22 protein-coding genes and 1 riboswitch are annotated in these 25523 nt (G+C 61.9%); of the genes, 13 read left to right on the top strand and 9 right to left on the bottom strand.

What is annotated here, in order from left to right:
* The first annotated feature begins 136 nt into the window (after positions 1-136).
* The 9 genes from VVR12_RS03920 (at position 137) to nrdR (ending at position 9972) form a co-directional block, all read left to right on the top strand.
* Complete coding sequence (locus tag VVR12_RS03920; protein WP_368549843.1) at positions 137-823, top strand: cell division protein SepF; 687 nt, start codon at positions 137-139, stop codon at positions 821-823.
* Between the two features lie 9 nt (positions 824-832).
* Positions 833-1132, top strand: coding sequence for a YggT family protein (locus VVR12_RS03915; protein WP_368549842.1), 300 nt, complete (start codon positions 833-835; stop codon positions 1130-1132).
* A gap of 214 nt (positions 1133-1346) precedes the next feature.
* The gene (locus tag VVR12_RS03910) at positions 1347-2018 is read left to right on the top strand and encodes a DivIVA domain-containing protein (RefSeq protein ID WP_368549841.1); all 672 of its coding nucleotides are present in this window, start codon (positions 1347-1349) and stop codon (positions 2016-2018) included.
* Positions 2019-2166: 148 nt separating this feature from the next.
* Positions 2167-2700, top strand: coding sequence for a signal peptidase II (gene lspA, locus VVR12_RS03905; protein ID WP_368549840.1), 534 nt, complete (start codon positions 2167-2169; stop codon positions 2698-2700).
* Positions 2693-3655, top strand: coding sequence for an RluA family pseudouridine synthase (locus VVR12_RS03900; protein WP_368549839.1), 963 nt, complete (start codon positions 2693-2695; stop codon positions 3653-3655). Before lspA ends, VVR12_RS03900 begins: the two co-directional genes overlap by 8 nt.
* A gap of 100 nt (positions 3656-3755) precedes the next feature.
* Positions 3756-7250 (top strand): DNA polymerase III subunit alpha, encoded by a 3495-nt coding sequence (gene dnaE, locus VVR12_RS03895; protein WP_409349878.1) that lies wholly within the window; start codon positions 3756-3758, stop codon positions 7248-7250.
* A gap of 247 nt (positions 7251-7497) precedes the next feature.
* Positions 7498-8040 carry a DoxX family protein gene (locus tag VVR12_RS03890; RefSeq protein ID WP_368549837.1) on the top strand — a complete coding sequence of 181 codons (543 nt, stop codon included), beginning with the start codon at positions 7498-7500 and terminating at the stop codon, positions 8038-8040.
* A 133-nt stretch (positions 8041-8173) separates the two neighbouring features.
* A complete protein-coding gene (gene hisD, locus VVR12_RS03885) occupies positions 8174-9526 on the top strand; it encodes a histidinol dehydrogenase (protein WP_368549836.1) in 1353 nt (450 codons plus the stop codon).
* A complete protein-coding gene (nrdR, locus tag VVR12_RS03880; protein ID WP_368549835.1) occupies positions 9523-9972 on the top strand; it encodes a transcriptional regulator NrdR in 450 nt (149 codons plus the stop codon). Before hisD ends, nrdR begins: the two co-directional genes overlap by 4 nt.
* Here nrdR and VVR12_RS03875 read toward each other — a convergent pair.
* From VVR12_RS03875 to map, 3 genes are all read right to left on the bottom strand, one after another.
* A complete protein-coding gene (locus VVR12_RS03875; RefSeq protein WP_368549834.1) occupies positions 9969-11525 on the bottom strand; it encodes a bifunctional hydroxymethylpyrimidine kinase/phosphomethylpyrimidine kinase in 1557 nt (518 codons plus the stop codon). The genes nrdR and VVR12_RS03875 overlap by 4 nt on opposite strands.
* Positions 11515-11614: riboswitch (TPP riboswitch) on the bottom strand. It overlaps the preceding gene by 11 nt.
* Positions 11615-11639: 25 nt before the next feature.
* The gene (gene ppgK, locus VVR12_RS03870; protein ID WP_368549833.1) at positions 11640-12482 is read right to left on the bottom strand and encodes a polyphosphate--glucose phosphotransferase; all 843 of its coding nucleotides are present in this window, start codon (positions 12480-12482) and stop codon (positions 11640-11642) included.
* A gap of 50 nt (positions 12483-12532) precedes the next feature.
* Entirely contained in the window at positions 12533-13447 is a 915-nt protein-coding gene (gene map / locus VVR12_RS03865; protein WP_368549832.1) for a type I methionyl aminopeptidase, read from the bottom strand.
* Positions 13448-13612: 165 nt separating this feature from the next.
* Here map and VVR12_RS03860 point away from each other — a divergent pair, with 165 nt between their 5' ends.
* On the top strand, positions 13613-13816 hold the full coding sequence (locus tag VVR12_RS03860; RefSeq protein ID WP_368549831.1) for an SPOR domain-containing protein: 204 nt from the start codon (positions 13613-13615) through the stop codon (positions 13814-13816).
* 24 nt (positions 13817-13840) lie between these two features.
* Here VVR12_RS03860 and panB read toward each other — a convergent pair whose 3' ends face one another.
* Positions 13841-14785: a 3-methyl-2-oxobutanoate hydroxymethyltransferase gene (panB, locus tag VVR12_RS03855; RefSeq protein WP_409349874.1), complete on the bottom strand. Its 945-nt coding sequence runs from the start codon at positions 14783-14785 to the stop codon at positions 13841-13843.
* Between the two features lie 167 nt (positions 14786-14952).
* Here panB and glnA (VVR12_RS03850) point away from each other — a divergent pair, with 167 nt between their 5' ends.
* Positions 14953-16293: a type I glutamate--ammonia ligase gene (glnA, locus tag VVR12_RS03850; RefSeq protein WP_368549830.1), complete on the top strand. Its 1341-nt coding sequence runs from the start codon at positions 14953-14955 to the stop codon at positions 16291-16293.
* 1 nt (position 16294) lies between these two features.
* Positions 16295-19483, top strand: coding sequence for a bifunctional [glutamine synthetase] adenylyltransferase/[glutamine synthetase]-adenylyl-L-tyrosine phosphorylase (locus VVR12_RS03845; protein WP_368549829.1), 3189 nt, complete (start codon positions 16295-16297; stop codon positions 19481-19483).
* On the opposite strand, the gene budA is transcribed toward VVR12_RS03845, so the two are convergent.
* Together budA and glnA (VVR12_RS03835) are read right to left on the bottom strand one after the other, a co-directional pair.
* The gene (gene budA / locus VVR12_RS03840) at positions 19480-20232 is read right to left on the bottom strand and encodes an acetolactate decarboxylase (protein WP_368549828.1); all 753 of its coding nucleotides are present in this window, start codon (positions 20230-20232) and stop codon (positions 19480-19482) included. The genes VVR12_RS03845 and budA overlap by 4 nt on opposite strands.
* 155 nt (positions 20233-20387) lie before the next feature.
* On the bottom strand, positions 20388-21812 hold the full coding sequence (gene glnA, locus VVR12_RS03835; RefSeq protein WP_368549827.1) for a type I glutamate--ammonia ligase: 1425 nt from the start codon (positions 21810-21812) through the stop codon (positions 20388-20390).
* A gap of 202 nt (positions 21813-22014) precedes the next feature.
* Between glnA (VVR12_RS03835) and VVR12_RS03830 the strand changes: the two genes are divergently transcribed.
* Positions 22015-22464, top strand: a complete 450-nt coding sequence (locus VVR12_RS03830) for an RDD family protein (protein ID WP_368549826.1) — start codon at positions 22015-22017, stop codon at positions 22462-22464.
* A gap of 48 nt (positions 22465-22512) precedes the next feature.
* On the opposite strand, the gene VVR12_RS03825 is transcribed toward VVR12_RS03830, so the two are convergent.
* The 3 genes from VVR12_RS03825 to lipA form a co-directional block, all read right to left on the bottom strand.
* Positions 22513-23391, bottom strand: coding sequence for a VOC family protein (locus VVR12_RS03825; RefSeq protein ID WP_368549825.1), 879 nt, complete (start codon positions 23389-23391; stop codon positions 22513-22515).
* An 88-nt stretch (positions 23392-23479) separates the two neighbouring features.
* A complete protein-coding gene (locus VVR12_RS03820; RefSeq protein WP_368549824.1) occupies positions 23480-24286 on the bottom strand; it encodes a DUF4191 domain-containing protein in 807 nt (268 codons plus the stop codon).
* Between the two features lie 149 nt (positions 24287-24435).
* Positions 24436-25443, bottom strand: a complete 1008-nt coding sequence (lipA, locus tag VVR12_RS03815) for a lipoyl synthase (RefSeq protein WP_368549823.1) — start codon at positions 25441-25443, stop codon at positions 24436-24438.
* Between the last annotated feature and the right edge of the window lie 80 nt (positions 25444-25523).

Raw genomic sequence — 25523 nt, 5'->3', positions numbered from 1 at the left:
GTTTCTCCTGTTCCGCGCACAGTATCGCAACAAGTTGGCGTACAGGGCATGGATAGGGTGAAATAGTAGACAGCAGATATTTACCTATACGAAAAACCCCGATGCCGATACCAGGGGTTTTACCACGGGAGAGATGATGGCAGGACGCACCCTTCACCAGGCGATGGCTTATTTGGGGCTCGCGGAGGAAGAACCGCAGCGCTCGCCGGAACGTACTGACCGCGCCGCCGCCTCCTATCGAGAAGACCGCTACGAAAACTACGACGACACCCGTGACGTTTTCGAGTACTACGAGCGCGAGGACGATCGACACGAGGACGAGGTAACTCCAGACGCCGGGTACCGGGAGTTGTCGTCTTTCTTTGACGAACGCGATCGTGAGCGGGAGAGCGAGCCGCTGGCTCCGATTATCGAGACCGAACGAGCACGCCCCTCACGTGGATCCTCGGTCTCCGTTCGGGACGATGAACCCGCCTCCTCTTTGACTCTCATTCATTCAGACTCCGACGACGAAAGCGAAGAAGTTTTGCGCCGCATTACCACCATCCACCCCCGCTCCTATAACGACGCCAAGATCATCGGTGAGTCGTTCCGTGAGAACATCCCGGTCATCATGAACGTCACCGATATGGGTGAGTCTGAAGCCAAGCGTCTCGTGGACTTCTCTGCCGGCTTGGCCTTCGCGCTACACGGTTCTATTGAGCGCGTGACCGATAAGGTCTTCCTGCTCACCCCGGCTAATCTCGAGGTGCTCGGTGCCGAGGGTGCCGAGGTCCCGGTGGCGCTGGACAGCGATAGCTCCGATCTGTTCAACCAGGGTTAAGCGCCGCCTATGGGATACGCTGTCGCGTTGCTGGCCATCGCCTGCTACCTGTTTTATTTTGCGCTGATCCTGCGGTTGGTTTTCGACTGGGTGCAGTCCTTCGCCCCCTACTGGCGCCCCCGTGGCACGGTCTTGGTGTTGGGCTCCGCAGTGAACGCCGTGACCGACCCGCCCTTGCGGGCTTTGCGAAGGGTTTTGCCGTCGCTGAATCTGGGCGGATTGTCGCTAGATGTCGGTTATATTCTGTTGTTCATTGTGGTGTCGTTTATCAATGCCGCCCTGACACAGTGGACTTACAGCCTCTCCTAGCGAACGTTGTGCCTATTGAGAGCCACCTTGTCGACGCTTGAGAAAATTTGTAACCCTTTTTTACGATTTTTTAGCGTCGAAAAACATATTCGCTGACTGCTATCGTTGTGAAGTCATTATGTACAATTTCTTGTGTTGGTGATGTTTAGGGTTGACAGAGCATCACCTCGCGGGGGAATCCAGCGAACAGCATCAATCTAGAGGTGAAAATTTAGTGGCCCTTACACCAGAAGAAGTCATTAATAAGCGTTTTCAGGCGACCAAGTTCAAAGAGGGGTACAACCCTGAAGAGGTCGACGATTTTCTTGACGAAATCGTCATCGAGTTGCGCCGTCTGAACGCTGAGAATTCCAGCCTCAAGCGTCAGCTCGAGGATGCTGAGAACCGCGCCTCCGAGACCCCACAGCAGCAGAACGCTGCCGGTTCGCTGTCGCCCGTTAACGAGGCACCTGCCCCCGTGGTTGAACAGCCCGCTGCAGGCTCGGCCGGCTCCGCTAACGCTGCATCGCTGTTGGCCATGGCCCAGAAGGTGCACGACGACTACGTTGCCGAAGGTCAGCGCGAGAAGGATCGTCTGATGTCGGAAGCACGCGAAGAAGCCGCCACCATGCTCTCCACTGCCGAAGAGGAGCGCACCAAGCTATTGGGCGATTTGGAGACCTCCCGCGAGCAGCTCGAGGCTTCGGTTTCGCAACTGCGCGGCTTCGAGGAGCAGTACCGCGCCGGTCTGCGTTCTTACCTGGAACAGCAGCTGACCGAACTCCAATCGGAGACTCCGGTGGCAGACTCGTTGCAGGCGCAGCAGCATGATGGCGACATCGTTGAGCAGCACGACACCTACTCTGACCCTGCTCCGCAGAACACCAAGAACTTCTTCAATCGCTAATCTCCACGGTGCGGTGATGCGATAGCAAGCGCGGCGGTGAATACGTGCCCTTCGTGGCCGTATTCACCGCTTTTCTTTTCGCCCACCGTCGGGATGTTCGATAGAGTTAAGCATCTAACCATCGACGCCCCGAGGAGCCGTTTTAGCCATGAAAGTGACACCGCGATTCAACCGCAGGACCGGCGCGGTGTGGGCTTCGCTGATGGTCGCGGCCCTTTGGGGGATCGACCAGGGCATCAAGCACTATGTTGAGGCCACCATGCACTTAGGCCAGCGCATCACCGTCATTGACGGGGTGCTGTGGTGGCACTACATTCTGAACCCGGGGGCTGCCTTTTCCATGGGGTCTTCGGTCACCTGGGTTTTCACTCTGGCGATGGTTGTGGCCGTGGCGGTCTGCATCTATTGCCTCTATCGAGCTAGGGCGATCTGGTGGGTGCTCAGCCTGAGCCTGCTGATGGGCGGTGTGCTCGGCAACCTCACCGACCGCTTGTTTCGCCCACCGGGGTTTGCAGTGGGGCACGTGGTGGATTACATCTCCGTGCAACACTTCGCTATTTTCAACTTCGCCGATATGTGCATTTGCGTTTCCATGGGGTGCATCGTGGTATTGGTGATGCTGGGCGTTCATCTGGATGGCACGGTAGAGACCTCGACTCGAGAGAAAGTTGACCATGACTGATCGAATCACCGATACCTGGAGCGTCGACGGTTCCATGTCGGGCACTCGTCTAGACGCCGCCCTGGCGCGGTCGCTGGACGTCGGCCGAGCCCAGGCTGCCGACTGGATAGCTGCAGGCCACGTGACCGTGACATCCCCTCAGGGGAAGCCGCCGAAGGTGAGCAAGTCCCTCAAAGTGGCGGAGGGGGACACGATCAGCATCGACGCCCCCGCACCCCGGGACATCACCGATGTATCCCCGCAACAGGTGGCGGGATTCTCCATCGTTTATCAAGACGACAACATCGTGGTGGTCGATAAACCCGCCGGCGTGGCCGCGCACCCCTCGCAAGGTTGGCATGGGCCCACCGTCGTCGGCGCCCTTTTGGGCGAGGGAGTCTCTGTGGCGACGTCCGGCGCGGCAGAGCGGCAGGGGATCGTGCACCGTCTGGACGTCGGTACCTCGGGGCTGATGGTCGTCGCCAAGAACGAGAACTCCTATTCGGCCTTGAAGCGGGCCTTCAAAGAGCGGACCGTTACCAAGGTGTATCACACGGTGATCCAGGGCATCCCGGATCCGCTGAATGGCACGATCGACGCGCCGATCGGCAGACACCCCGGCCACGAGTGGCGGTTTGCGGTTATCGACGACGGCCGCCACGCCGTCACTCACTACGAGACGTTGGAGGCCTTCGGCCCGGCGTCACTGGTCGAGGTGCACCTAGAAACCGGACGCACCCACCAGATTCGCGTGCATTTCTCGGCCTTGTGTCATCCCTGCGCCGGGGACCTCACCTACGGGGCGGACCCCACGCTCAGCGCCCATCTGGGTCTCACCCGCCAGTGGCTACACGCCCACCGGCTGGGGTTCGAACACCCCGCCACCGGAAAACACGTGGAGTTCACCAGCGACTACCCGCAGGATCTCGACTTCGCGTTGAATTCCCTGCGCGAAGGGGATTTTCCCTCTCGCTAACGCACACCCCTGCACCCACAGCTTCATCCCTTCGGTCAGAAAAGGCACAATCGTGAGTAAAAAAGGCTTCGCCCACCTGCACGTTCACACCGAGTACTCGATGCTTGACGGCGCCGCCCGCATCACCGACCTCTTCGAACACGCCAAAGAACTGGGGATGGACTCGGTGGCGACCACCGACCACGGTTTCCTTTTCGGTGCCTTCGACTTCTGGAACAAGGCGAAGCAGTACGACATCAAGCCAATCATCGGCGTTGAGGCGTACGTGACCCCCGGTACCGCGCGCCAAGACCGCACGCGCGTCCGATGGGGTGAGAACGCCGGCCGCGACGACGTCTCCGGCGGTGGGGCCTACACCCACATGACCCTGTGGGCGGAGAACACCGAGGGCATGCACAACCTGTTCCGCGCGTCCTCGCTTGCCTCCCTGGAAGGGCACTTCTACAAGCCGCGCATGGACCGCGAACTGCTGCAGACCTACTCCAAGGGCCTCATCGCGACCACCGGCTGCCCGTCCTCCGAGGTGCAGACCCGCCTGCGCCTGGGCCAGTACGACGAGGCGATTCAGGCGGCCAGCGACTACCGAGACATCTTCGGCAAAGACAACTACTACTGCGAGATCATGGACCACGGCCTGGGTATCGAGAAAAAGGTCATGACCGATCTGCACCGCCTGGCCAAGCAGCTGAACCTTCCGCTGGTCGCCACGAACGATCTGCACTACACCAAATACGAAGACCACAAGGCACACGCCGCGTTGCTCTGCGTGCAGTCCGGGTCTACCATGCAAGACCCCAAGCGCTTCAAGTTCGACGCCGACGAGTTCTACCTCAAGTCTCCCGAGGAGATGCGCAACCTCTTCCGGGATTTCCCCGAGGCCTGTGACAACACGCTCGAAATCGCCGAGCGCTGCAACGTCGAGTTCAACCTCAAAGCGAACTATATGCCGGATTTCCCCACGCCCGAGGGGGAGAACGAGGAATCCTGGTTCGTCAAAGAGGTCGAGCGCGGCCTGCACTACCGCTTCCCCAAGGGCATTCCGGACGAGGTGCGCAAGCAGGCCGACTACGAGGTTGGAATCATCACGCAGATGGGCTTCCCCGGGTACTTCCTGGTGGTGGCCGACTTCATCAACTGGGCCAAGAACAACGGTATCCGTGTGGGCCCCGGCCGTGGTTCCGGTGCCGGTTCGATGGTGGCCTACGCAATGCGTATCACCGAGCTCAACCCGCTGGAACACGACCTCATCTTCGAGCGCTTCCTCAACCCTGACCGCGTCTCCATGCCCGACTTCGACGTCGACTTCGACGATCGTCGCCGCTCCGAGGTCATTCACTATGTGACCGAGAAGTACGGCGAAGACAAGGTGGCGATGATCGTCACCTACGGCACCATCAAGGCCAAGCAGGCGCTGAAGGACTCCTCGCGTGTGCTCGGCTACCCGTTCTCCACCGGCGAGCGCCTGACCAAGGCGATGCCCGAGGATATCATGGGCAAGAACATCGCGCTGGCCAACGTCTACAACGAAGAAGATAAGCGGTATCAGGACGCCGGGGATCTGCGCGAGTTGATCGAGACCGACCAAGACGCGGCGAAGGTCTTCGAGACCGCCAAGGGCATCGAGGGCCTGAAGCGTCAGTGGGGCGTGCACGCGGCGGGCGTGATCATGTCCAGCCACGATCTGATCGACGTCATCCCGATTATGCGCCGTGAGCAGGACGGGCAGGTCATCACGCAGTTCGACTACCCGACCTGTGAGGGCCTGGGTCTGATCAAGATGGACTTCCTGGGTCTGCGCAACCTGACGATCATTTCCGATGCGCTGGAGAACATTAAGCTCAACCGCGACTTCGAGCTGAACCTGGAAGAGCTGCAGCTGGACGACGTCGAGTCGTACAAGTTGCTCGCCCGCGGTGACACCCTGGGCGTGTTCCAGCTTGACGGTGGTCCGATGCGCTCGCTGTTGAAGCTAATGCAGCCGGATCACTTCGAGCACATTTCCGCGGTGCTGGCGCTGTACCGTCCGGGCCCGATGGGTGCGAACTCTCACACCAACTACGCGCTGCGTAAAAACGGCCTGCAGGAGGTGACTCCGATCCACCCGGAGCTCGAGGAGCCGCTGGCGGAGATCCTCGATACCACCTACGGTCTAATCGTGTATCAGGAGCAGGTGATGGCGATCGCCCAGAAGGTGGCCGGGTACTCGCTGGGCGAGGCAGATATTCTGCGGCGTGCGATGGGTAAGAAGAAGAAGGCGGAGCTGGATAAGCAGTACGCGACCTTCCACCAGGGCATGTTGGACAACGGGTATTCCGAGGGGGCCATCAAGGCGCTGTGGGATATTCTGCTCCCGTTCTCGGACTACGCGTTCAACAAGGCGCACACCGCCGCCTACGGTCTGGTGTCGTACTGGACGGCCTACCTGAAGGCTCACTACCCGGCCGAGTACATGGCCGCGTTGTTGACCTCGGTGGGCGACGATAAAGACAAGCTGGCGCTGTACCTCAACGAGTGCCGCCACATGAAGATCACGGTGCTACCGCCGGACGTCAACGAGTCCGAGCTGAACTTCACCCCTGTCGGCGACGACATCCGTTTCGGTATGGGCGCGATCCGCAATGTGGGCTCGAACGTGGTGGCCGCGCTGGTCAACGCCCGCAACGAGCAGGGCAAGTTCGAGTCGTTCCACGACTTCCTGAAGAAGGTCCCGGCGGTGGTATGTAACAAGCGCACGATCGATTCGTTGATCAAGGCCGGTGCCTTCGACGACCTGGGGCATGTGCGTCGTGCGCTGTCGATGATCCACGAGGAGGCCGTCGATTCGAACGTCTCGGTCAAGCGCCAAGAAGCCGCCGGTCAGTTCGACCTCTTCGGCGGTTTGGGGGCGGAGGAGGACGACCCGTCCAACGATTTGATGGTCGCCATCCCGGACGTGCCCGAGTGGGAGAAGCGCGACAAGCTCAACTTCGAGCGTGAGATGCTGGGGCTCTACGTCTCGGATCACCCGCTACGTGGTTTAGAAGAGCAGCTGGACGCGCTCTCGGATTCTTCGGTGCAGTCGTTGCTCTCGGAGGATTCGCACAAGCCCGACGGTTCGACGGTGACGGTGGCGGGCATGATCACCTCGGTCTCGCGCCGCGTGGCCAAGAACTCCGGCAACCCCTATGCGCGTGTGGAGTTGGAGGACCGCACCGGTTCGATCGAGGTCATGTTCTTCGGCCGCGCCTACGAGCCCATCGCCCCGGTGCTCACTGACGACCTGATTTGCACGATCAAAGGACGCCTGCAGCGCCGCGACGACGGGTCGGTGACGATCAGCGCGCAGGAGCTCAACGTGCCGGAGATCAGCGCGGACGGCGTCAGTGGCCCGGTGACGATCTCGATCGCCGAATTCAAGGCCACTGAGCAGACCTTGCAGGAGCTGCGGACGATCCTGCGGAATCACCGCGGCGAATCCGAGGTGCGCATCGCGATGAATACACGGTCGAAACGGGTCTTAATGCGTCTGGGGGCGGACCTAAGGGTGCAACCTAATCCGGCGCTCTACGGCGATTTGAAGGTGCTCTTGGGCCCGGCGTGCCTGGACGTGTCTTAGGGTAGATTTACTTTTAACGTAATATAAAATTATTTTACGCGTGAAATTATCACGAGGCGGCCTAGGGTGCTCCCAGGGCCGCCTTTCATTCCCTGGTGACAAGGGGAAATGCAGGTTATTCAATAGGTTGAAATGACCTTATTGGGGTTCATCAATATTTTATTAATTCGTGATTCGGAAAATAATTTCTTAGGCTGAAAGTGACAGTTGATCACCACCCCAAGACATCATCACAGGAGAGATTCATATGTCTACCGCAGCCCACGAGAACGCCACCAGACTCAGCGATGACCGCCCCGGCGTCCGCTCTAAGGAAGAACCCCACGGCCTGCTTCGTCTGCTGACCCTGGACTACCTCAACGGCGAGTCCATGCGGGATCTCGGTCTTTTGCTGTTGCGCCTGGCAACCCTGCCGCTTTTCCTCCATGGCTGGCACAAGTTGCACGGATTCGATGGCTTCGTGAAGTTTTTGGGCACCGTGCCGCTGGGGGAGCTAGCCCCCGGTCTCTTCGGGGTGCTGGTCGTCGCCGGTCAGTTGCTGTTGGGCATTGCCATCACCCTGGGGCTGTTCACGCGCCTCTCCGGTGTGTTCCTGGCCTGCATGTTCGGCTTCATCATCCTGGCGGTGAACATCCCCACCAACGGGCTGATTAACGCGAAGATGGGCGGCCTCTCCTTTGAACCTGCGCTGTACTACTTCGTTCTCGGTCTGGTGCTGTTCCTGACCGGCCCCGGTCGTTACTCTCTGGATGCTGCGCTGCTGGGCCGTGCGGGTCGTCGTACCGCCTAAGCTTTCCGTCATCCGTTAATCCATAGTTCGAGGACGCCGGCCGGCCGCACTATCACGGTGCGGCCGGCCGGCGTTAGTCTCGCATCGTAGAAAAACCCGGGCCCGGAAATCGCTGAGTGACTACACTTGGAATATGACTAACGCCGAGATCACACCGCCGGTTCTGAACACCATCGACCTGCGCGGGCAGCGCCTCAGCTACGCCGAGCTGCGCCAGGTGGTGCCCCGGCAACAGGGGGAGTACACCGAGCAGGCGCGCAAGACCGTCGACGAGATCATCGTTGCGGTGCGCGAGCGCGGTGCCGATTATTTGCGTGAGCTCGCCGCACGCTTCGACGGCGTGCAGCAGACGCGCCTCCGCGTACCGGAGGAAGATATCGCCGCCGCATTGGAGACCCTCGACCCGAGCGTCCGGGCCGGACTGGAGACCGCCATCGAGCGGACGCGCGCCTTCGCCGCCGCTCAACGTCCGGCAGACGCCCACATCGAGGTGGCGCCGGGAGCGAAGCTGGTTCACCGCTGGACCCCGGTCCGCCGAGCCGGTGTGTACGTGCCCGGCGGCCTGGCCGTCTACCCCTCCTCGGTGATCATGAACGTGGTGCCCGCCCAGGCCGCCGGCGTCGAGTCGCTGGTACTGTGCACCCCTCCGCAAAAGGAGCACGGCGGGTTGCCGCACCCCACGATCCTGGCGGTCGCGCACCTGCTGGGCGTGAAAGAAATCTGGGCGATCGGCGGCGCGCAGGCGCTGGCCGCGATGGCCTATGGTGTGCACGACGGCACCGACGAACTGGAACCGGTGGACACCATCACCGGCCCCGGCAACATCTTCGTCGCTATGGCCAAGCGCGCCCTGCAGGGCGTGGTGGGTGTCGATGGGGAAGCAGGTACCACCGAGATCGCCATCGTCGCCGATGATAGCGCGAACCCCGAGTATGTAGCGGCCGACCTGATCTCTCAGGCCGAGCACGACCCGCACGCCGGGTCCATCCTCATCACAGACTCCACCGAGCTGGCCGACGCCGTCCAAGACGCCCTAGCCCGCCGAGCCGTGGCAACCAAACACGCCGAACGCATCAAGCAGGCGCTCGAGGGCCCGCAGTCCGGCGTCCTTCTCACCGACGACCTCGATGCCTCGATCGCGGTGGCTAACGCCTACGCCGCCGAACACCTCGAGATCCACACCCGCAACGCTGCGGACTTTGCCGCCAAGATCCGTAACGCCGGGGCGATCTTCATCGGCCCCCACTCGCCGGTGCCGCTGGGGGACTACGCGGCCGGATCCAACCACGTGCTGCCCACCGGCGGTTCCGCGGCCTTCGCCTCGGGGCTGTGTACCACCGCGTTCATGAAGGCGGTACAGTTGATTGAATACTCGGCAGAAGCGTTAGCCGAGATCGGCGACTCCATCGTTGCCGTCGCCCACAACGAAGACTTGCCCGCGCACGGTGAGGCCATCACCGCACGTACCAAAGGTGACTCAGCATGATCTGCCCCTATTGCCGCCACCCCGACTCACGAGTGGTCGACTCCCGCACCACCGACGACGGCGCCGCCATCCGCCGCCGCCGGCAATGCACCGAATGCGGAAAACGCTTCTCCACCGTAGAGACAACCTCGGTGGCCGTCATCAAACGCTCCGGGGTGACCGAGCCCTTCAACCGGCAGAAAATTATCTCGGGTGTGCGCAAGGCATGCCAGGGCCGCCCCGTGACTCAGGACGACCTCGCCAAGCTCGCCCAAGAGGTCGAAGAGCAGATCCGCGCCCGCGGCCTGGCCGAAATCGACGCCCACGAGGTGGGGCTGACCATCCTCGAACCGCTCTCTCGCCTAGACGCCGTGGCCTACTTGCGCTTCGCCTCCGTCTACCAGGCCTTCGAGGGCCCGGAAGACTTCGAAAACGCGATCCGCAACCTGCGCGCCGGCAAGGATTAGCGTTCGTCGATGAGCGTGGCCTGGGCGAAGAAGTCTGCCTCCAGCACGCATGCCCGCCAGAAGGCCCGCTCCGCCGCCGCACGCTGGGAGTCGCTGGCGGCGTCCAGCAGTTTCTCGGCCACCCCCACTACCTCAGCGCAGGCCCACTGAAACTCCTCATCGCGGTAGGTCTCTAACCACGGGCGGTATGGGTGATCTTCTGCGATCTTCTCGGGGACGAACGCGGCCAGCTGGGCGTACAGCCAGAAGCAGGGGAGCACAGCGGCGACCGCCACCACGTAGTCGCTCCCCATTTCCGCGCGCAGAAAGTCGGTGTAGGCGAGTGTCACCGGGGACGGTTCAGTCGGCTCATCCCCGTTCCACAGCGCGTGCATCCCTTCCTCCACCTCAATCGCGGTCAACGCCGAAGAGACCCACAGGCGCCGCTCATCCGGGTTCTCCGCCAGCGACGCCAGCCGTGCCAGCACCGACCCGTAGACGGAGAGGTAATAGTCGTCTTGCCCGATATAGAACCGGAACTGCTCCTCATCGAGGGTCGCGTTGACGAGAGCGGGAATGAACCCTTCCGTTCCAAATCGGTGGAGGGAATGCCCGGTGAGTGACCACAGCCTTTCGGTGTGCGGCCCGGCGGGGGCTACCACGGCCTGCGGCGCCGGGACATCGCGGAACACGCGCGGGCGCTGATCCGAGAACTCCGCCTGACGCCGCAGGCGGTGAAAATGATCGATGGGTCCGTTGCCCGAACCCACCTGCAACGCCTCGCCGTTCTCTAGGGCCTCGCGCACCCAGGCGGTCGCCCAGGCCACCGCGTCTTGGGCGGAGTAACCCGCACCCAGACGCGTCGCAATGGCGGAGGAGAGCGAGCATCCGGTGCCGTGCGCTGCGGTCGTGTGTACCACTGGTGAAGGGGCCTGTGCTCGAATACCCGTGGCATCGACCAACAGGTTGTCGCGGTCGTCCTCGCCACTGAGGTGCCCGCCCTTGGCCACCACCTGCACCCCGGTGAACGCCGCCAAGCGCTGAGCCTGCGCCACCATCTCATCACGGGTCCCCGCCTGCTCCTCTTGCACCAGCTGGGCCAGCTCGATCAGGTTCGGCGTGATGATGGTGGCGCGGCGCAACAGCTCGCCTGAGATAGACTCGGCCAGCGCGTGGCCCGAGGAGGCGACCATCACCGGGTCGACGACCACCGGGATCTGTTCGGGGAGTTCGTCGAGCCAGTCGATGACGGCCTGCGTCGAGGGTGCGTCTGCGATCATGCCGATCTTGACCGCGTCGATGACCACGTCGTTGCTGACAGCGCGCAACTGGGCGGTGAGAAACTCGGGGTCGGGGGTGTGAATCTCTTGCACCCCGCGCGTGTTTTGAACCACCAGCGAGGTCACCACCCCCATGCCGTACCCGCCGGCGGCCGCAATCGATTTGAGGTCTGCGTGCAAACCTGCACCGCCGGTAGGGTCTGTGCCCGCGATCGATAAAACGCGAGCGACCGCGGGCCGAGAACCCTCGGCGTGCGCGGTCGTTGAAGAAGTATGCAGATATGACTGAGCCATGTCACAATCCCTTCGCTAGTTCTAACTAGATCAGGTTCGACGGGTGTTATCTCAGCTCCCCACGGTAGGGAGCACCCCGTGTGTCACAGCTCATGATAGCAGAGAGCTATCGCCCTAGTCGTTGGTGTGATCCCAACCGGCAGCCCAGAGGGCGGCGCCGACGATGCCGGCATTGTTACGCAGGGTCGCCATTACGATCGGGGTGCGAACGTCATCTTCGAAGTAGGGCAGGAACTTCTGCGGGTTTTTCGAGATACCCCCGCCGATCACGAAGAGATCGGGGGAGAAGAGCATCTCCACGTGGGTGAAGTAGCGCTGCAGGCGCTTGCCGTACTTCTTCCACGAGAGGTCCTCGCGCTCGCGGGCGCGGGCGGAGGCGCGCGACTCGGCGTCGTGACCGTCGATCTCCAGGTGACCGAGTTCGGTGTTGGGGATCAGATTTCCCTCGTTGATCAGTGCGGAACCGATGCCGGTGCCCAAGGTGATGACCGCGATGAGGCCGCCGTGGTCGCGTCCTACACCGTAGTGAGCCTCGGCCAAACCGGCGGCGTCGGCGTCGTTGAGGGCATGCACGCGGCGGCCGCCCAGCGCGGCAGACATGATGCCTTCCAGGTCAGCGCCCACCCACGATTCGTCCACGTTGGCCGCCGAGAGGGTGATGCCGTTCTTCACCACGGCGGGAAAGTCGATGCCGATCGATGAATCCGGTGCCGGGGCGAGCTCGCGCGATTGCAGCTCTTCGACGATCTGGACGACCACCTCGGCGCAGGCCTCGGGAGTAGCCGGCGAGGGGGTGGGGATGCGGAAGCGTTCGGAGACCAGGTTGCCGGTGCGGATGTCGACGACACCGCCCTTCATGCCGGTGCCGCCTATATCGATGCCGATCGCCAGGTCCTCGGGGTTCGGCTTGAAAACTTCGGTCTGACCTTCAACGGTTTCTACAATGGTGTTGCTCATAGCTTCTTTCTGAGGGCGGCCGCCAGCAGGCGGCGAGTGAATGATAATGGTTAGGAGATCGTGGGCAGGGTCAAGATGTCGGCCCCGTCCTCGGTGACCACGAGGGTGTGTTCGAACTGGGCGGTGCGCTTACGATCGCGGGTGACCACGGTCCAGTCGTCCTCCCACATGTCCCACTCGATTGTTCCGAGGGTGAGCATGGGTTCGATCGTGAAGATCATTCCCACCTTCATCTCGGTGGAGTACGCGGGCGCGGTGTCGTAGTGCGGAATGATCAGGCCGGAGTGGAATTCACGTCCCACGCCGTGGCCGGTGAAGTCGCGTACCACCCCGTAACCAAAACGGGCGGCGTACTTTTCGATGACGCGGCCGATCACGTTGATCTCGCGCCCAGGCTTGACGGCCTTAATGGCACGCGCCAGGGACTCCTCGGTGCGCTCGACCAGTAGACGGGATTCTTCATCGACCTCGCCGATCAACAGCGTCTTATTGGTGTCGCCGTGCACGTTGTTCTTAAAGGCGGTGACGTCGAGGTTGAGGATGTCGCCGTCTTCGAGCACGGTAGAGTCGGGGATGCCGTGGCAGATGACCTCGTTCAGGGAGGTGCAGACGCTCTTGGTGTACCCGCGGTAGTCCACGGTCGAGGGGTAGGCCCCATGGTCGCAGATGTACTCGTGGATGAGCACATCAATCTCGTCGGTCGTGGTGCCGGGGACGGCGATCTTGGAGGCTTCGACGATGGCGTTTGCCGCGATCTCACCGGAGGCTCGGACTAGCTCGATTTCCTCGGGCGTGTACATGTTGGAGTCGTTGCCCTCGTTGGCCTCGGCCTTGCCCACGTACTCGGGGCGGACGATGCCGGCAGGTACCGGGCGCTGCGCCGAGACGGTTCCCGGGGTGAGGCAACCAACGGGTGCGCGGTTCGGTTCTGCGGGCAAATTATGAGATTTATTGCTGATGGCCATGGTTCCTATGGTAATTCAGACCCGCCGAACATTTCGCGCCGGTTCCATACCTGGGGGCGATACTTTTTGCCCCACGTCCACCCCGCTGTACTAAGATCGAACCACGACAGTGCCTTGCGCCACAGCGGTCAGGGCGCTCAAAGCTTCAACGTCAAAGGAGGAACCATGAGCATCAACGACATCACCCCCGGACCGAAGGAACCCCAGTTCTGGTACAACCTGCAGACCGGCCAGGTCGAGGAAGGCGAGGGCCAATCGGTCTCATCGCACCTGTGGGGACCGTTCCCGACCCGCGGTGAGGCCGAGGCCGCCATGGAAAAGGCCCAGGCGCGCAATGAGGCCTGGGAGAACGACGGCTGGAATAACTAACAGCCCCGGGGCTTACCCCCAGGTTTACGACTCAAATGTGTGCTCCGGCGCGGGATAGGTGCCGGAGCACACGTCTGTTCGGAAGGCGACGGCAGCCTCGTGTAAGGTGCCGTAGAGGTCGGCGTATTGTTTGACGAACCGAGGGAGTTTGCCCCGCCGCAGACCGAAGGCGTCTTGCCAGACCAGCACCTGACCGGTGGTGGAGCCACCGGCGCCGATGCCGACGGTGGGAATGGAAACCGCCGACTCCACCGCGGCGGCCGACTCGGCGGTGGTCATCTCCAGCAGCAGGCAAAAGGCTCCGGCGGCTTCCATAGCGAGCGCAACGTCCAGCAGATCTGCGGCGGCCGAACCTCGCCCCTGCACCCGAAACCCGCCGAGGGCGTGCTCGGATTGCGGGGTGAAACCGATGTGGGCCACCACGGGTATGCCCGCGTTGACGACCGCGCGCACGTGGTCGGTGAGGCCCGCGTGGACCTCCATCTTCACCGCGTGGGCGTTACCCTCTTTCATGAATCGCACCGCGGTAGCTACCGCCTGCTCGGGGGAGAGTTGGTACGAACCGAAGGGCAGGTCTGCCAACACGAGCGAGCGTTGCGCCCCGGCGGCCACTGCCGCCGTGAGGGGGATCAGCTGGTCCACGGTGATGTTCAGGGTTGAGGTGTGCCCGAGGACGTTGTTGCCCGCCGAGTCGCCCACGAGCAGCACCTCGATCCCTGCCGCGTCAAAGACCTGGGCGGTGAGGAAGTCATAACAGGTGAGCATCGCGAACTTCTCGCCGGTCGCTTTAGCCTGCGCCAGGTGCCGGGTGCGTACTTTCCGCACCGCATCCCACATCGAGGCCTGCGGCGAGAAGCTGCTCACGTCGGCGCGTTGGTCGGTGGCTTGACCGGTTGCACCGGTGCCATAGGGGCCCGGTTCCTCGCCGAGTGGATGTGCGCCGGTGGGATGATGCTCGCTCTGTGTCATACACCATACTGTAACCGGTCGTCGGCCCCGTCCGATGAGCGACCTCCGGCTGCGCGGGCGAAACACGTGCCGATCAAAAGGTGGATTCGGGGTCAGGGGGCGCGTTGAAAGCTTATAGAGTAGAGATAGCTGACCCGCCAGACACCGAGCAGTTTCGAGGGAGAAACATGGATCGTCAACAGGAATTCGTACTGCGCACCATCGAGGAACGCGATGTACGTTTCGTTCGCATGTGGTTCACCGACGTGGTGGGCACTCTGAAATCTGTGGCACTGGCTCCCGCGGAGGTCGAGGCGGCCTTCGCCGAGGGCCTGGGATTCGACGGGTCATCCATCGAGGGACTCTCCCGCGTCTATGAGTCCGACATGCTCTTGCAGCCCGACCCCTCCACCTTCCAGATTCTGCCCTGGCGTAGCGGGGAGACCCCGACCTCACGCATGTTCTGCGACATCCTCACCCCCGACGGTCACCCCAGCGCCGCAGACACCCGAGGCGTGTTGAAGAGGACGCTGGAGAAGGCCGGGAACATGGGCTTCACCTGCTACACCTCCCCGGAGATCGAGTTCTACCTGCTGAAATCGAAGGAACTCGACGCTAACGGGCTCCCAGTGCCGGTCGACCACGAATCCTACTTCGACCACACCCCCGGCGGCATCGTGCAGGACTTCCGCCGACAGGCGGTCACGATGCTGGAAGAGGTCGGCATCTCGGTCGAGTTCTCCCACCATGAGGCTGGGCCGGGACAGAACGAGATCGACCTCCGCCACGCCGACGCCCTGCAGACCGCAGACAACGTGATGACCTTCCGAACGATCATCAAGGAAGTCGCGCTGACCCAGGGTATCTACGCCACCTTCATGCCCAAGCCCATGACCAAGCAACCCGGCTCGGGCATGCACACCCACTTCTCCCTCTTCGAAGGGGACACCAACACCTTCTTCGACGCCGGGGGAGAGTACCAGCTCTCCCGCACCGCACGTCACTTCATCGCCGGCGTCCTCAAGCACGCCCCGGAATTCGCGTTGGTCACGAACCAATTCATCAATTCCTACAAACGCCTGTGGGGCGGCGGTGAAGCACCCGCCTACGTCTCGTGGGGCCACAACAACCGCTCGGCGCTGGTCCGCGTGCCGCTGTACAAGCCGAACAAGGTGCAATCGGCGCGCATCGAATACCGCGGTATCGACTCCGCCACCAACCCCTACCTCTCCTACGCCGTGGTGCTCGGGGCCGGTTTGAAGGGCATCGAGAACGAGTACGAACTGGGCCCGGAGGTCTACGAAGACCTCAATCTCATGAGCAAGGCAGAACGCCGAGCCATGGGATATCGGGCGTTGCCCTCCTCCTTGCACGACGCGATTCTGCGCGCCGAAGACTCCGAGTTTATGGCCGAGATCTTGGGCGAGCAGGTCTTCGAACAGCTGCTGCGCAACAAGCGAGCCGACTGGGAGGCCTACCGCGCCGAAGTCACCCCCTACGAATTGCAGATGAACCTAGGAATTCTCTAACATGAACGCCGCCGATCAGAAACCCTCAGCGGAACAGGCAGCCGCCGAACGCAAGGCGGCCCTGAAGCTCAACGCCGAGATGGTCAGCGTGGGCTTCTTCGACGCCAAAAAATCGCAGCGCTGGCTCAACGCCCCCGAGCTACAACCCATCGAACGCGCCAAACTCTTCGAAGGGTTACGCATCAGCGCCTCGCCCGACACCGCGCTGCCGGCCATCGTCCGCATCCTGGAGAAGAACCCGCACCTGGCCGAGAAGGTCAACGCCGGCGCCGCATCCCCGGCCCTCTACCGACTGCTGGGCGCCTCGGAAGCCTTAGGCGACTTCCTGGTGCGGCGGCCAGAACACCTCGATATCTTCGATATCGACGTTGACGCACCGATCGAGGACGAATTCCCGCGATCCCTCTTGCCCGAGGTGGACCACCAACACCTCACCCCGTTCGCCCCGCTGAATACCGAATACCGTAGGCAGTTGCTCGAAGCGGTGGGGGCAGACCCCGAGGCAACCGACCCCGTTGCCACCACCACGGGCAAAGACGCCTACACCGCCCTGCGCAGCGCCTACCGGCGTCATCAGGCGATCCTGGCCATCTACGACCTGACCGCCGTCGCGCCCCACGAGTTCATGCCCACCGTCGGCCGTAAACTAGCCGACCTCGCCGGGGCTGCCCTGGACGCTGCCCTGGCCATCGCGCGCGCCGAAGTCGGCCAGAACCGCACCCCCGAAGAGGTCGCCCAGGTGCAGTTGACCATCATCGGCATGGGCAAGTGCGGCGCTCGCGAATTGAACTACATCTCCGATGTCGACGTGGTCTACGCGCTCGAGCGGGTGCCGCTCTCCGAGATCCCCGAAGGCGTCGAGCCGCTCGACGAGAACGCGGCCTCGACCATCGGCGCGGAGCTGGTTCAGGCGCTCCAGAAGGCGATTATGGGGCCGGCGCCGGAACCGATGCTGTGGGAGGTCGATTCCAACCTTCGCCCCGAGGGCAAGGACGGCGCCTTGGTGCGAACCGTCGAGTCGTTCTCCACCTATTACAAGCGGTGGGCCGAAAACTGGGAATTCCAGGCACTGCTCAAGGCCCGACCCGTCGCCGGTAACCCCTCGCTGGGTTACAAGTGGATGAAAGCGATGAACCCCCTGGTCTGGGAATCCTCCTCCCGCGAGGGCTTCGTCGAATCCGTGCAACGCATGCGCAACCGCGTCACCGAGAACATTCCAGCCAAAGAGGTCGAGCGTCAGATCAAACTCGGCCCCGGCGGGCTGCGTGATGTCGAGTTCACCGTGCAACTTTTGCAGCTGGTGCACGGCCGCACCGACGAATCGGTGCGTACCCAGACCACCACCGATTCCCTGGTGGCCTTGGCGAACGCCAGCTTCATCGGCAGATCAGACGCCGCCGATTTCGAACGCGACTACAAGTACCTGCGGTTGCTCGAGCACCGCATCCAACTCCAGTACCTGCGCCGCACCCACCTTATGCCCGAGAAGGTCGCCGACCAACGCGTGTTGGCCCGCTCGGTCACCAGCATCGAACGCGTGGGCACCCTGCCCGTCGAAGAACTCTTCAAGAGCTGGAACAAGATCAAGCGTGACGTGCGGGGACTGCACCAACGCATCTTCTTCCGTCCCCTGCTGGCCGCGGTGGCGCACCTCTCAAAAGACGAAATCGCCCTCACGGACGCCGCAGCGCAGGACCGTCTCGCGGCGTTGGGCTACAAGGATCCCAAGGGAGCCCTGCGCCACATCCAGGCACTGACCAAGGGCATCCAACGTTCCTCCGAGATTCAACGCACCATCATGCCCGTGCTCTTGGGATGGTTCACCCGCGGCGTGGACCCAGACACCGGTCTGCTGGCCTTCCGCCGCATCTCCGAATCCCTGGGCACCACCCCGTGGTACCTGCGGATGCTCCGCGACTCCCCGGCGGCCGCCGAGAGACTGTGCCACATCCTGGCCTCCTCACGCTTCATCGGCGACATCCTCGAAGATGCCCCCGAATCGATCTCCTGGCTGGATAAAGATTCCGAGCTCACCCCGCGCAACCTCGAGGAACTGACCTCCCTGGTCTCCAATCAGATCGCCCGCCATAGCTCCAGCGAGAAGGCCATCCGCAACCTGCGCATGATCCGCCGCCGCGAGATCTTGCGCGTGGCGATGGGGGAGGCCTCGAATCTGCTGTCGCTGGAACAGATCTGCCGCGGACTCTCCGACATCGATCAGGCCACGATCTCCGGCGCTCTAAAAATCGCGCAACGGGAACAATACGAAGATGGCTCCGAACCGCTGACCGACCTCGCCGTGATCGCCATGGGACGACAGGGCGGCCGGGAAATTGGATACGGTTCGGACGCCGACCTCATGTACGTACATCGCCCCCGAGCCGGTGCGGACGAAGCCGCCGCGACCTCCGAGGCGGCTGCCATCATCGCCCGTATGGTTGCACTGCTCAAGCAACCGACTAAACCGGCGATCCGCGCCGAAAAAGTACTCGAGATCGACGCCGATCTGCGCCCCGAGGGCAAATCGGGGCCGATGGTGCGCTCGCTGGAATCCTTCCGCGAATACTACGAGCGTTGGGCGGATACCTGGGAGTTCCAGGCCCTGCTCCGTGCCCGCCCCATGGCCGGCGACGACCAGCTCTGCGAAGACTTCGTGGATCTCATCGACACCTATCGCTACCCGGTGCGCATGAGCCAGCATCAGGTCGTGGAGATCCGACGGATGAAGGCACGCGTCGAGAACGAGCGTATGCCCCGCGGTGCCGATCGCACCCGGCAGGTCAAACTCGGACGAGGCGGTTTGTCAGACGTTGAATGGATCGCCCAGCTGATCCAGCTGTGTTTCGCCCACCGTTGCGAGAACCTGCGGCAGACATCCACGTTGGGCGCTCTCAACGCCGCCGCTGAGCTGGGCCTGCTCGCCGAACAGGACGCGCACACGCTCATCGACGCGTGGAAGCTGGCCACCAAGATCCGCGGCTGCAATATGTTGCGTACCGGCCGCGCCTCGGACGTGCTCACCGCCCACCGCGCCGACCTGGAGGCTATCGCGCGCTGGTGCGGTTACGAACCCGGTCACGCCGCCGACCTCGAGGAGGATTACCTGCGGATCACCCGCCAGGCACGCTCCGTCTTCGAGCGGCTCTTCTTCGACACGGATCTGCTGAACCTGACCCCGTCGAACGCCTAGGAGTGCTTCTCGGCCTGTGAGATTTGCTCGGCGAGATCCTCCGGGGAGAGGTTCGCCCCGGAGAACGCCTCGTTGATGGGCAAGTGCAGGCGGAGGTCGGTGCCAATGCAGATCTCGACGTAGGCGTTATCTAGCTTGAAGTCGATGACGTGCCCGCCCCGTTCGTGCTCGTCGTCGATGAAGTGCGCGTGGCAGCCGGGTACGCCGATTCCCTGCTCGTAGATCGGTGTGCGGAATCCAACGATGGTGCCCCGGACGTTATCGAACTGCACCACCTCGTCGTCGGCGGTGGCCTCGACCATCTTCGGATAGGGTTTGGTTTGCTTCTGAACCGTTCGGGTGCGAATCCACTCGAAATCGCCCACGATCTTGATGGCGTACATGTAGTTCTGAGAGACCGTGAAGTCGTCGAGTACCTGGGAGGCCGATTTGCGAATGATGTTGTTGGGCAGGCCCTTGCGGATGGTCGGCACAAAGTTCATGACCACGGCGAAGGGCGTCTGCTGATCCAGCGAGACCTGCTGAATAGAGCCGTCGTGGCGCATCTGGTAACAATTGCCGTCGAGGATGATCATCTCGCCATCGAGACCGTTGAAGGTGCCGACTCCAAAGTTGCCGTGGCCCAACAGCTCACCAATTGTCATCTCACCGTCATAGACCCCGTCGAGCAACTGCGACATGAGACCTGTCTGAAAGACCTCGTTGCGGTAAACGTGCTCGCCGTTGAGTTTTTGCAGGGGATAAGCCATGGTTGATCGTCCTCGGTTTAGGGTGTTCCACCCCGGCTCATGGTGCCCTGCACGGGCCTGCGGGGTCAGCTGATCTTCTCTACAAGAATAGGCCTGACCGGCATTTGCGTGCGCGTGTCAGGCCTATCCGGGTTTCTTACCTCACGAGGTGAAGGTTAGACGCCGTAGTACATCTGGTATTCCAGCGGGTGGGGAACCAGCAACAGCGGTGCAAGCTCGTTGGCTCGCTTGTAGTCAATCCAGGCCTGAATGAGGTCTTCGGTGAAGACGTCACCCTGCAACAGGAAGTCGTGATCTTCTTCCAGGGCAGCCAGGGCTTCGGCGAGGTTTTCCGGGGCCTTCTTGATGTCGGCGGCCTCTTCGGCGGGCAGCTCGTAGAGGTCCTTATCGATCGGGGCCGGGGGCTCGATGCGGTTGCGGATGCCGTCCAGACCTGCCATGAGCTGGGCCGCGAAGGCGAAGTAGGGGTTGGACGACGGGTCCGGCGCGCGGAATTCCAGGCGCTTGGCCTTGGGGTTGGTTCCGGTGATCGGGATGCGGATGCCAGCCGAACGGTTACCCTGCGAGTACACCATGTTGATCGGGGCCTCGTAACCGGGGACCAGGCGCTTGTAGGAGTTCACGGTCGGGTTGGTGAAGGCCAGCACCGACGAGGAGTGCTCGATGAGGCCACCGATGTACCAGCGAGCGGTGTCGGAGAGGTTGGCGTATCCGCGCTCGTCGTAGAAGAGGGGCTCCCCGTCCTGCCACAGCGACTGGTGGCAGTGCATGCCCGAGCCGTTGTCGCCGAAGACCGGCTTGGGCATGAAGGTCACCGACTTACCCCAGGCGTCGGCCGTGTTCTTGATGACGTACTTGAACTTCAGCAGGTCGTCGGCGGCCTTGGTCAGGGTGTCGAACTTGTAGTTGATCTCGGCCTGACCGGGGGCACCCACCTCGTGGTGAGAGCGCTCTACCTCGAGGCCGACCTTGTCCATGGCTACGCACATAGCGTCGCGCAGGTCTGCCTGCTTGTCCACGGGAGCCACGGGGAAGTAACCGCCCTTAACAGGGGTCTTGTTACCCAGGTTGCCGCCCTCTTCTTCGCGACCGGTGTTCCAGTTCGCTTCGTCCGAGTCGATCTTGAAGAAGGTGTGCTGCGGGGAGACCTCGTAGCGGACGTCCTCGAAGACGAAGAACTCGGCCTCAGAGGCGAAAAATGCGGTGTCGGCGATGCCGGTGGACTTGAGGTATTCCTCTGCGCGCTCTGCAACACCGCGGGGGTCGCGACCGTAGGGGTCGCCGGTGCGCGGGTTGACGATCGAGCACACGAAGACGAGGGTCTTCTCGAGGCGGAACTCGTCAAGGTAGGCAGACTCGACATCGGGGATGAGCTGCATGTCCGACTCAGCAATGCCCTGGAAGCCGCGGATCGACGAACCGTCGAAGAGCTGGCCGTTGACGAAGAAGTCTTCATCGATCGCCTTTGCCGGTAGGTTGAAGTGCTGCTGCACACCGGGCATATCGACGAAGCGGACGTCCACGAAGACGACCTCTTCTTCCTTGATGTACGCGAGGGCTTCTTCTGCTGACTTAAACATGGTCGGGTTTTCTCCTTGAATCAAGTGGGTTACGACCTGAGCAACCTCAAGTGGCTACTAAGCTCAATTAAACCTTAGTTGCATGTTTTTGCGTGAACGTATCCCGATTGTTTCAGAGATGTAACAGACTCGTGTCGCCACTCTGCCCCCTCAACCGCCCCTGGCGAGGCATCCTCGCGGTGAGAACAAGTACGCTAGAGGCATGATCGAACGTAACGACCTCCCCGGTTGGCTCTCCGGGGCGCCGACCGACCAAGAATACCCGGGACAGCACCTGGGCCGACCCCGCACCGGGCCAGGTTCTTTGGCCCGTCCGATGCGCCGCATCGTCGCTTTCGTTTTCGACTGGTATCTGTGGTGGGCCGTGCTGTCTCTAGTGGGCCTCGGCGGGAGTTCCTTGGCCGCCAACGTCTTGCTCTTGGTGGTGGTCTGGGCGTATCAGGTGTTGTGCGTCGGCTTCATGGGACATACCCTAGGGCATCTGGTCTGCGGTATGCAGGTGCAGAGCATGGACGGCCGCCCCGCGGGATGGGTCTCGGCGCTGGTGCGTTCCACGCTGATCATGTTGGTCTTGCCGGTGATCATCATGGACGCCGATCAGCGGGGATTGCACGATCGGGCTCGCCAGACCCTGTTGGTACGGTTCCGCTAAACCTACCTGTGACGATGCCCTGGGGCTATGAGCCCCAGGGCATGTTTGTTAGAACTGATCGATGCGAATTTTGGTCATCTGCATCAGCTTCTCGAACGCCCCCTCGCGGCGCATCAGATCCTCGAAATTCTGGGGCATGATCTGCCAACAGACCCCGAACTCGTCTTTACACCAACCGCAGGGTTGCTCTTCATGGGCCAGCGCCTGCCATAACCGATCAATCATCTGCTGGTCAGAACAGAACACCTGAAAAGAAACACCCTCGCTGAATGTAAAGGCGTGATCGAACGTGGAATCGTTGATCACCATCCACTCGCCGGCTAGCTGGGCGTCTGAGAACAGAATCACGCCGGGGGAGTCGGGGTAATCCACACGGTTGCCCGCGGCGGATTCTGCTACCTCGCACAAGACTTGCAGGTATTTTTCGCGGGCGGTCGCGGCTTTGCCCCGAGCCTCACGGGTGAACAGGAGCGCGGGCATGATGAAGGGGCGTGGTTCTCCCTCCTCACGGGTGAGCATGAGCTGCCAGTTCACCCCGTATCGATCGACGCACCATCCGAAGTACTCGCTGAAATCGTAGGAGTCCAGCGGCATGAGGATCTGACCGCCCTCGTTGAGCTTCTCCCACACCTCGCGCAGGGCCTCGCGGGGCTCGTCCATCGCGGTGGGGTCGAAATTGAGCATGAAGCTGATGCTGGGGTTCGGCGCGAATGTGTCGTCCGCATTGGTCAAGGAGAGTTTGAACCCCGCCACCTCAAGCTCCACCGTGATTGGTTGCCCAGCGAACTCACGATGAGACTCGGGTAGACCAGCCTCAGGGTAGTACTGGACGGTGCCCACCGAGGTGTTCGGCAGGGCGGAGGTATAGAAATCTGCGGCTTCACGGGCGTTGCGGTTGAACCAGATCGAGGGGACAAGTCGTTGCACAACATCACCTTTCTTGTTGCTTTGCGAACAGCATATAAAAATTCCCCCTGGCTGCAGTGCAATCAGGGGGAACAATTAATCGCTGAGTTTAGCGGCCGCGCATGCCCTTACGGTCGGGGCGCATACGGTTCGGGTCGATGCCCTTGGGAATGCCTAACATGTTGTTACCCAGGGTCGACAGGCGGTTGTTGACCTGGTGCATCTCGGCATCGGTCAACTTCTTGGGGAGCTTATTCATCTCCTTGGTGATCTGCTTGACCGGGGTCTGACCTTCATCATTGCCCGAGTTGATGACGTGCACCGGCACGGAGGGCGCCACGCGCTTGAGACGCTTCTTCTCCTGCGCAATGAGCGGGCCAACCTGCCCCCGGCTTCCCTCGGTGACCAGAACGATACCGGGGCGTCCGACCGCGCGGAACACGAGTGCCTGCGAACGGGGGTTCATCTGCACCGGCTGCTCATTGACGATCCAACCGCGACGCAGGGAATTGATCGCAGCACCGGAGGCTCCGGGCTGGCCATCGATCTGCGAAAAGGCAGCCCGCTCCGCACGGCGGGAGAGAATCAAAACCGCGACCAACACGGCGAACGGGATACCGATGAGTAACCAGGTGATCCAGTTGCCGGTCAGCAGACCGATCACCAAGAACACGAGGAGGGTCGCCAGCGCACCCAGAGCCATGTACCAGACAATATTGGGGTCAGACTTCTTCGTCATCTCCAGCACCTGGGACAGCTGGGTGATAAAACCAGGCTTCTTGGACTTCTTGGCTTTGTCTTCCTTCGTTGCCTTGGAATTGGAACGAGCCTTGCCTGCAGACTGAGTCTGGGCGGCGCGTTTAGTTTTCTGAGGCGTTTCTTGAGCGGAGCGCTTCTCTTCGCGGACAGAGGCCACAATGGATCCTTTTCAAGTGGTGGTGAAGGTTTCGACGCGGTACCCAGGGAATCGGGGCGTGCACGCCGTACATCAAATCTTAATTGTATAGGAGCGCGGGGCGTAGTCAGCACTACGCCCCGCACCACCTCGTTCAGGCAAGCTGAGGTTTAGTAACCTGCGGCAACGAGCGAGGACGCTTCCTGCAGCGCCGCGCCGTCATCGTCGATGTGTGCCAGCTCGGCGGGGATCTCGTACCCGTTGTGCTTCATGGCACGCGCCCACAGGCGTCCGGCGCGGTAGGAGGAACGCACCATCGGACCAGCCATGACACCGGCGAAACCGATCTCCTCGGCCATCTCCGAGTACTTCAAGAACTCCTGGGGCTTCACCCAACGGTCGATGGGGTGGAACAGCGGGCCGGGGCGCAGGTACTGGGTGAGCGTGATGGTGTCGCAACCATAATCGTGCAGGTCGCACAGCGCCTCGTAAATCTCGTCGTCCGTCTCACCCATGCCCAGAATCAAGTTGGACTTGGTGATCAGACCGGCTTCCTTGCCCTGCTGCAGAACCTCCAGGGAACGCTCGTAGCGGAAGGCGGGGCGGATCTTCTTAAAGATGCGCGGCACGGTCTCGAGATTGTGCGCGAAAACCTCGGGCTTGGCATCGATGACCTGCTGTACGTCATCCCGCTTGCCACGGAAATCGGGGATCAAAATCTCAACGCCGGTACCGGGGGACACCTTGTGAATCTGACGGATGGTCTCCGCGTACAACCACGCGGCACCATCGGGAAGATCATCGCGAGCCACGCCGGTCACGGTGGTGTAGCGCAGGTTCATCTTCTTGACCGACAGCGCAACCTTCACGGGTTCGGTCTTATCCAAACCGGTGGGCTTGCCGGTATCAATGGCGCAGAAGTCGCAACGGCGCGTGCACTCTGAACCGCCGATGAGGTAGGTGGCCTCACGGTCTTCCCAACACTCATAGATGTTCGGGCAACCCGCCTCTTCACACACGGTGTGCAGGCCGGAACCGGTCGAGAGATCGATCATCTCTTTGTAATTGGGGCCGACCTTAGCCTTGGTCTTGATCCAGTGCGGTTTCTTCTCGATCGGCACCTCGGCATTGCGGGCCTCTACGCGCAATAGCTTGCGGCCTTCTACCTCTACGCTCACTGTGTTACTCCTTTTCGCGGGCGTTGCTCCGCTGACGATTGATGTGGGTGTCTCCATCAGTCACTCGTGTGCTGTGACTG

It is taken from the genome of Rothia sp. LK2588 (genome assembly GCF_040946465.1).
Taxonomy (GTDB): Bacteria; Actinomycetota; Actinomycetes; order Actinomycetales; family Micrococcaceae; genus Rothia.
Note: the sequence above shows the minus strand (reverse complement) of the source record. Positions and strands in the feature narration are given on the sequence as shown.

Bases quoted from the DNA above. Each gene is read 5' to 3' on its own strand.
- VVR12_RS03920 (WP_368549843.1), top strand. From the start codon at position 137: ATGGCAGGACGCACCCTTCACCAGGCGATGGCTTATTTGGGGCTCGCG.
- VVR12_RS03915 (WP_368549842.1), top strand. From the start codon at position 833: ATGGGATACGCTGTCGCGTTGCTGGCCATCGCCTGCTACCTGTTTTAT.
- lspA (WP_368549840.1), top strand. From the start codon at position 2,167: ATGAAAGTGACACCGCGATTCAACCGCAGGACCGGCGCGGTGTGGGCT.
- VVR12_RS03900 (WP_368549839.1), top strand. From the start codon at position 2,693: ATGACTGATCGAATCACCGATACCTGGAGCGTCGACGGTTCCATGTCG.
- dnaE (WP_409349878.1), top strand. From the start codon at position 3,756: ATGCTTGACGGCGCCGCCCGCATCACCGACCTCTTCGAACACGCCAAA.
- VVR12_RS03890 (WP_368549837.1), top strand. From the start codon at position 7,498: ATGTCTACCGCAGCCCACGAGAACGCCACCAGACTCAGCGATGACCGC.
- hisD (WP_368549836.1), top strand. From the start codon at position 8,174: ATGACTAACGCCGAGATCACACCGCCGGTTCTGAACACCATCGACCTG.
- nrdR (WP_368549835.1), top strand. From the start codon at position 9,523: ATGATCTGCCCCTATTGCCGCCACCCCGACTCACGAGTGGTCGACTCC.
- VVR12_RS03875 (WP_368549834.1), bottom strand. From the start codon at position 11,525: ATGGCTCAGTCATATCTGCATACTTCTTCAACGACCGCGCACGCCGAG.
- ppgK (WP_368549833.1), bottom strand. From the start codon at position 12,482: ATGAGCAACACCATTGTAGAAACCGTTGAAGGTCAGACCGAAGTTTTC.
- map (WP_368549832.1), bottom strand. From the start codon at position 13,447: ATGGCCATCAGCAATAAATCTCATAATTTGCCCGCAGAACCGAACCGC.
- VVR12_RS03860 (WP_368549831.1), top strand. From the start codon at position 13,613: ATGAGCATCAACGACATCACCCCCGGACCGAAGGAACCCCAGTTCTGG.
- panB (WP_409349874.1), bottom strand. From the start codon at position 14,785: ATGACACAGAGCGAGCATCATCCCACCGGCGCACATCCACTCGGCGAG.
- glnA (WP_368549830.1), top strand. From the start codon at position 14,953: ATGGATCGTCAACAGGAATTCGTACTGCGCACCATCGAGGAACGCGAT.
- VVR12_RS03845 (WP_368549829.1), top strand. From the start codon at position 16,295: ATGAACGCCGCCGATCAGAAACCCTCAGCGGAACAGGCAGCCGCCGAA.
- budA (WP_368549828.1), bottom strand. From the start codon at position 20,232: ATGGCTTATCCCCTGCAAAAACTCAACGGCGAGCACGTTTACCGCAAC.
- glnA (WP_368549827.1), bottom strand. From the start codon at position 21,812: ATGTTTAAGTCAGCAGAAGAAGCCCTCGCGTACATCAAGGAAGAAGAG.
- VVR12_RS03830 (WP_368549826.1), top strand. From the start codon at position 22,015: ATGATCGAACGTAACGACCTCCCCGGTTGGCTCTCCGGGGCGCCGACC.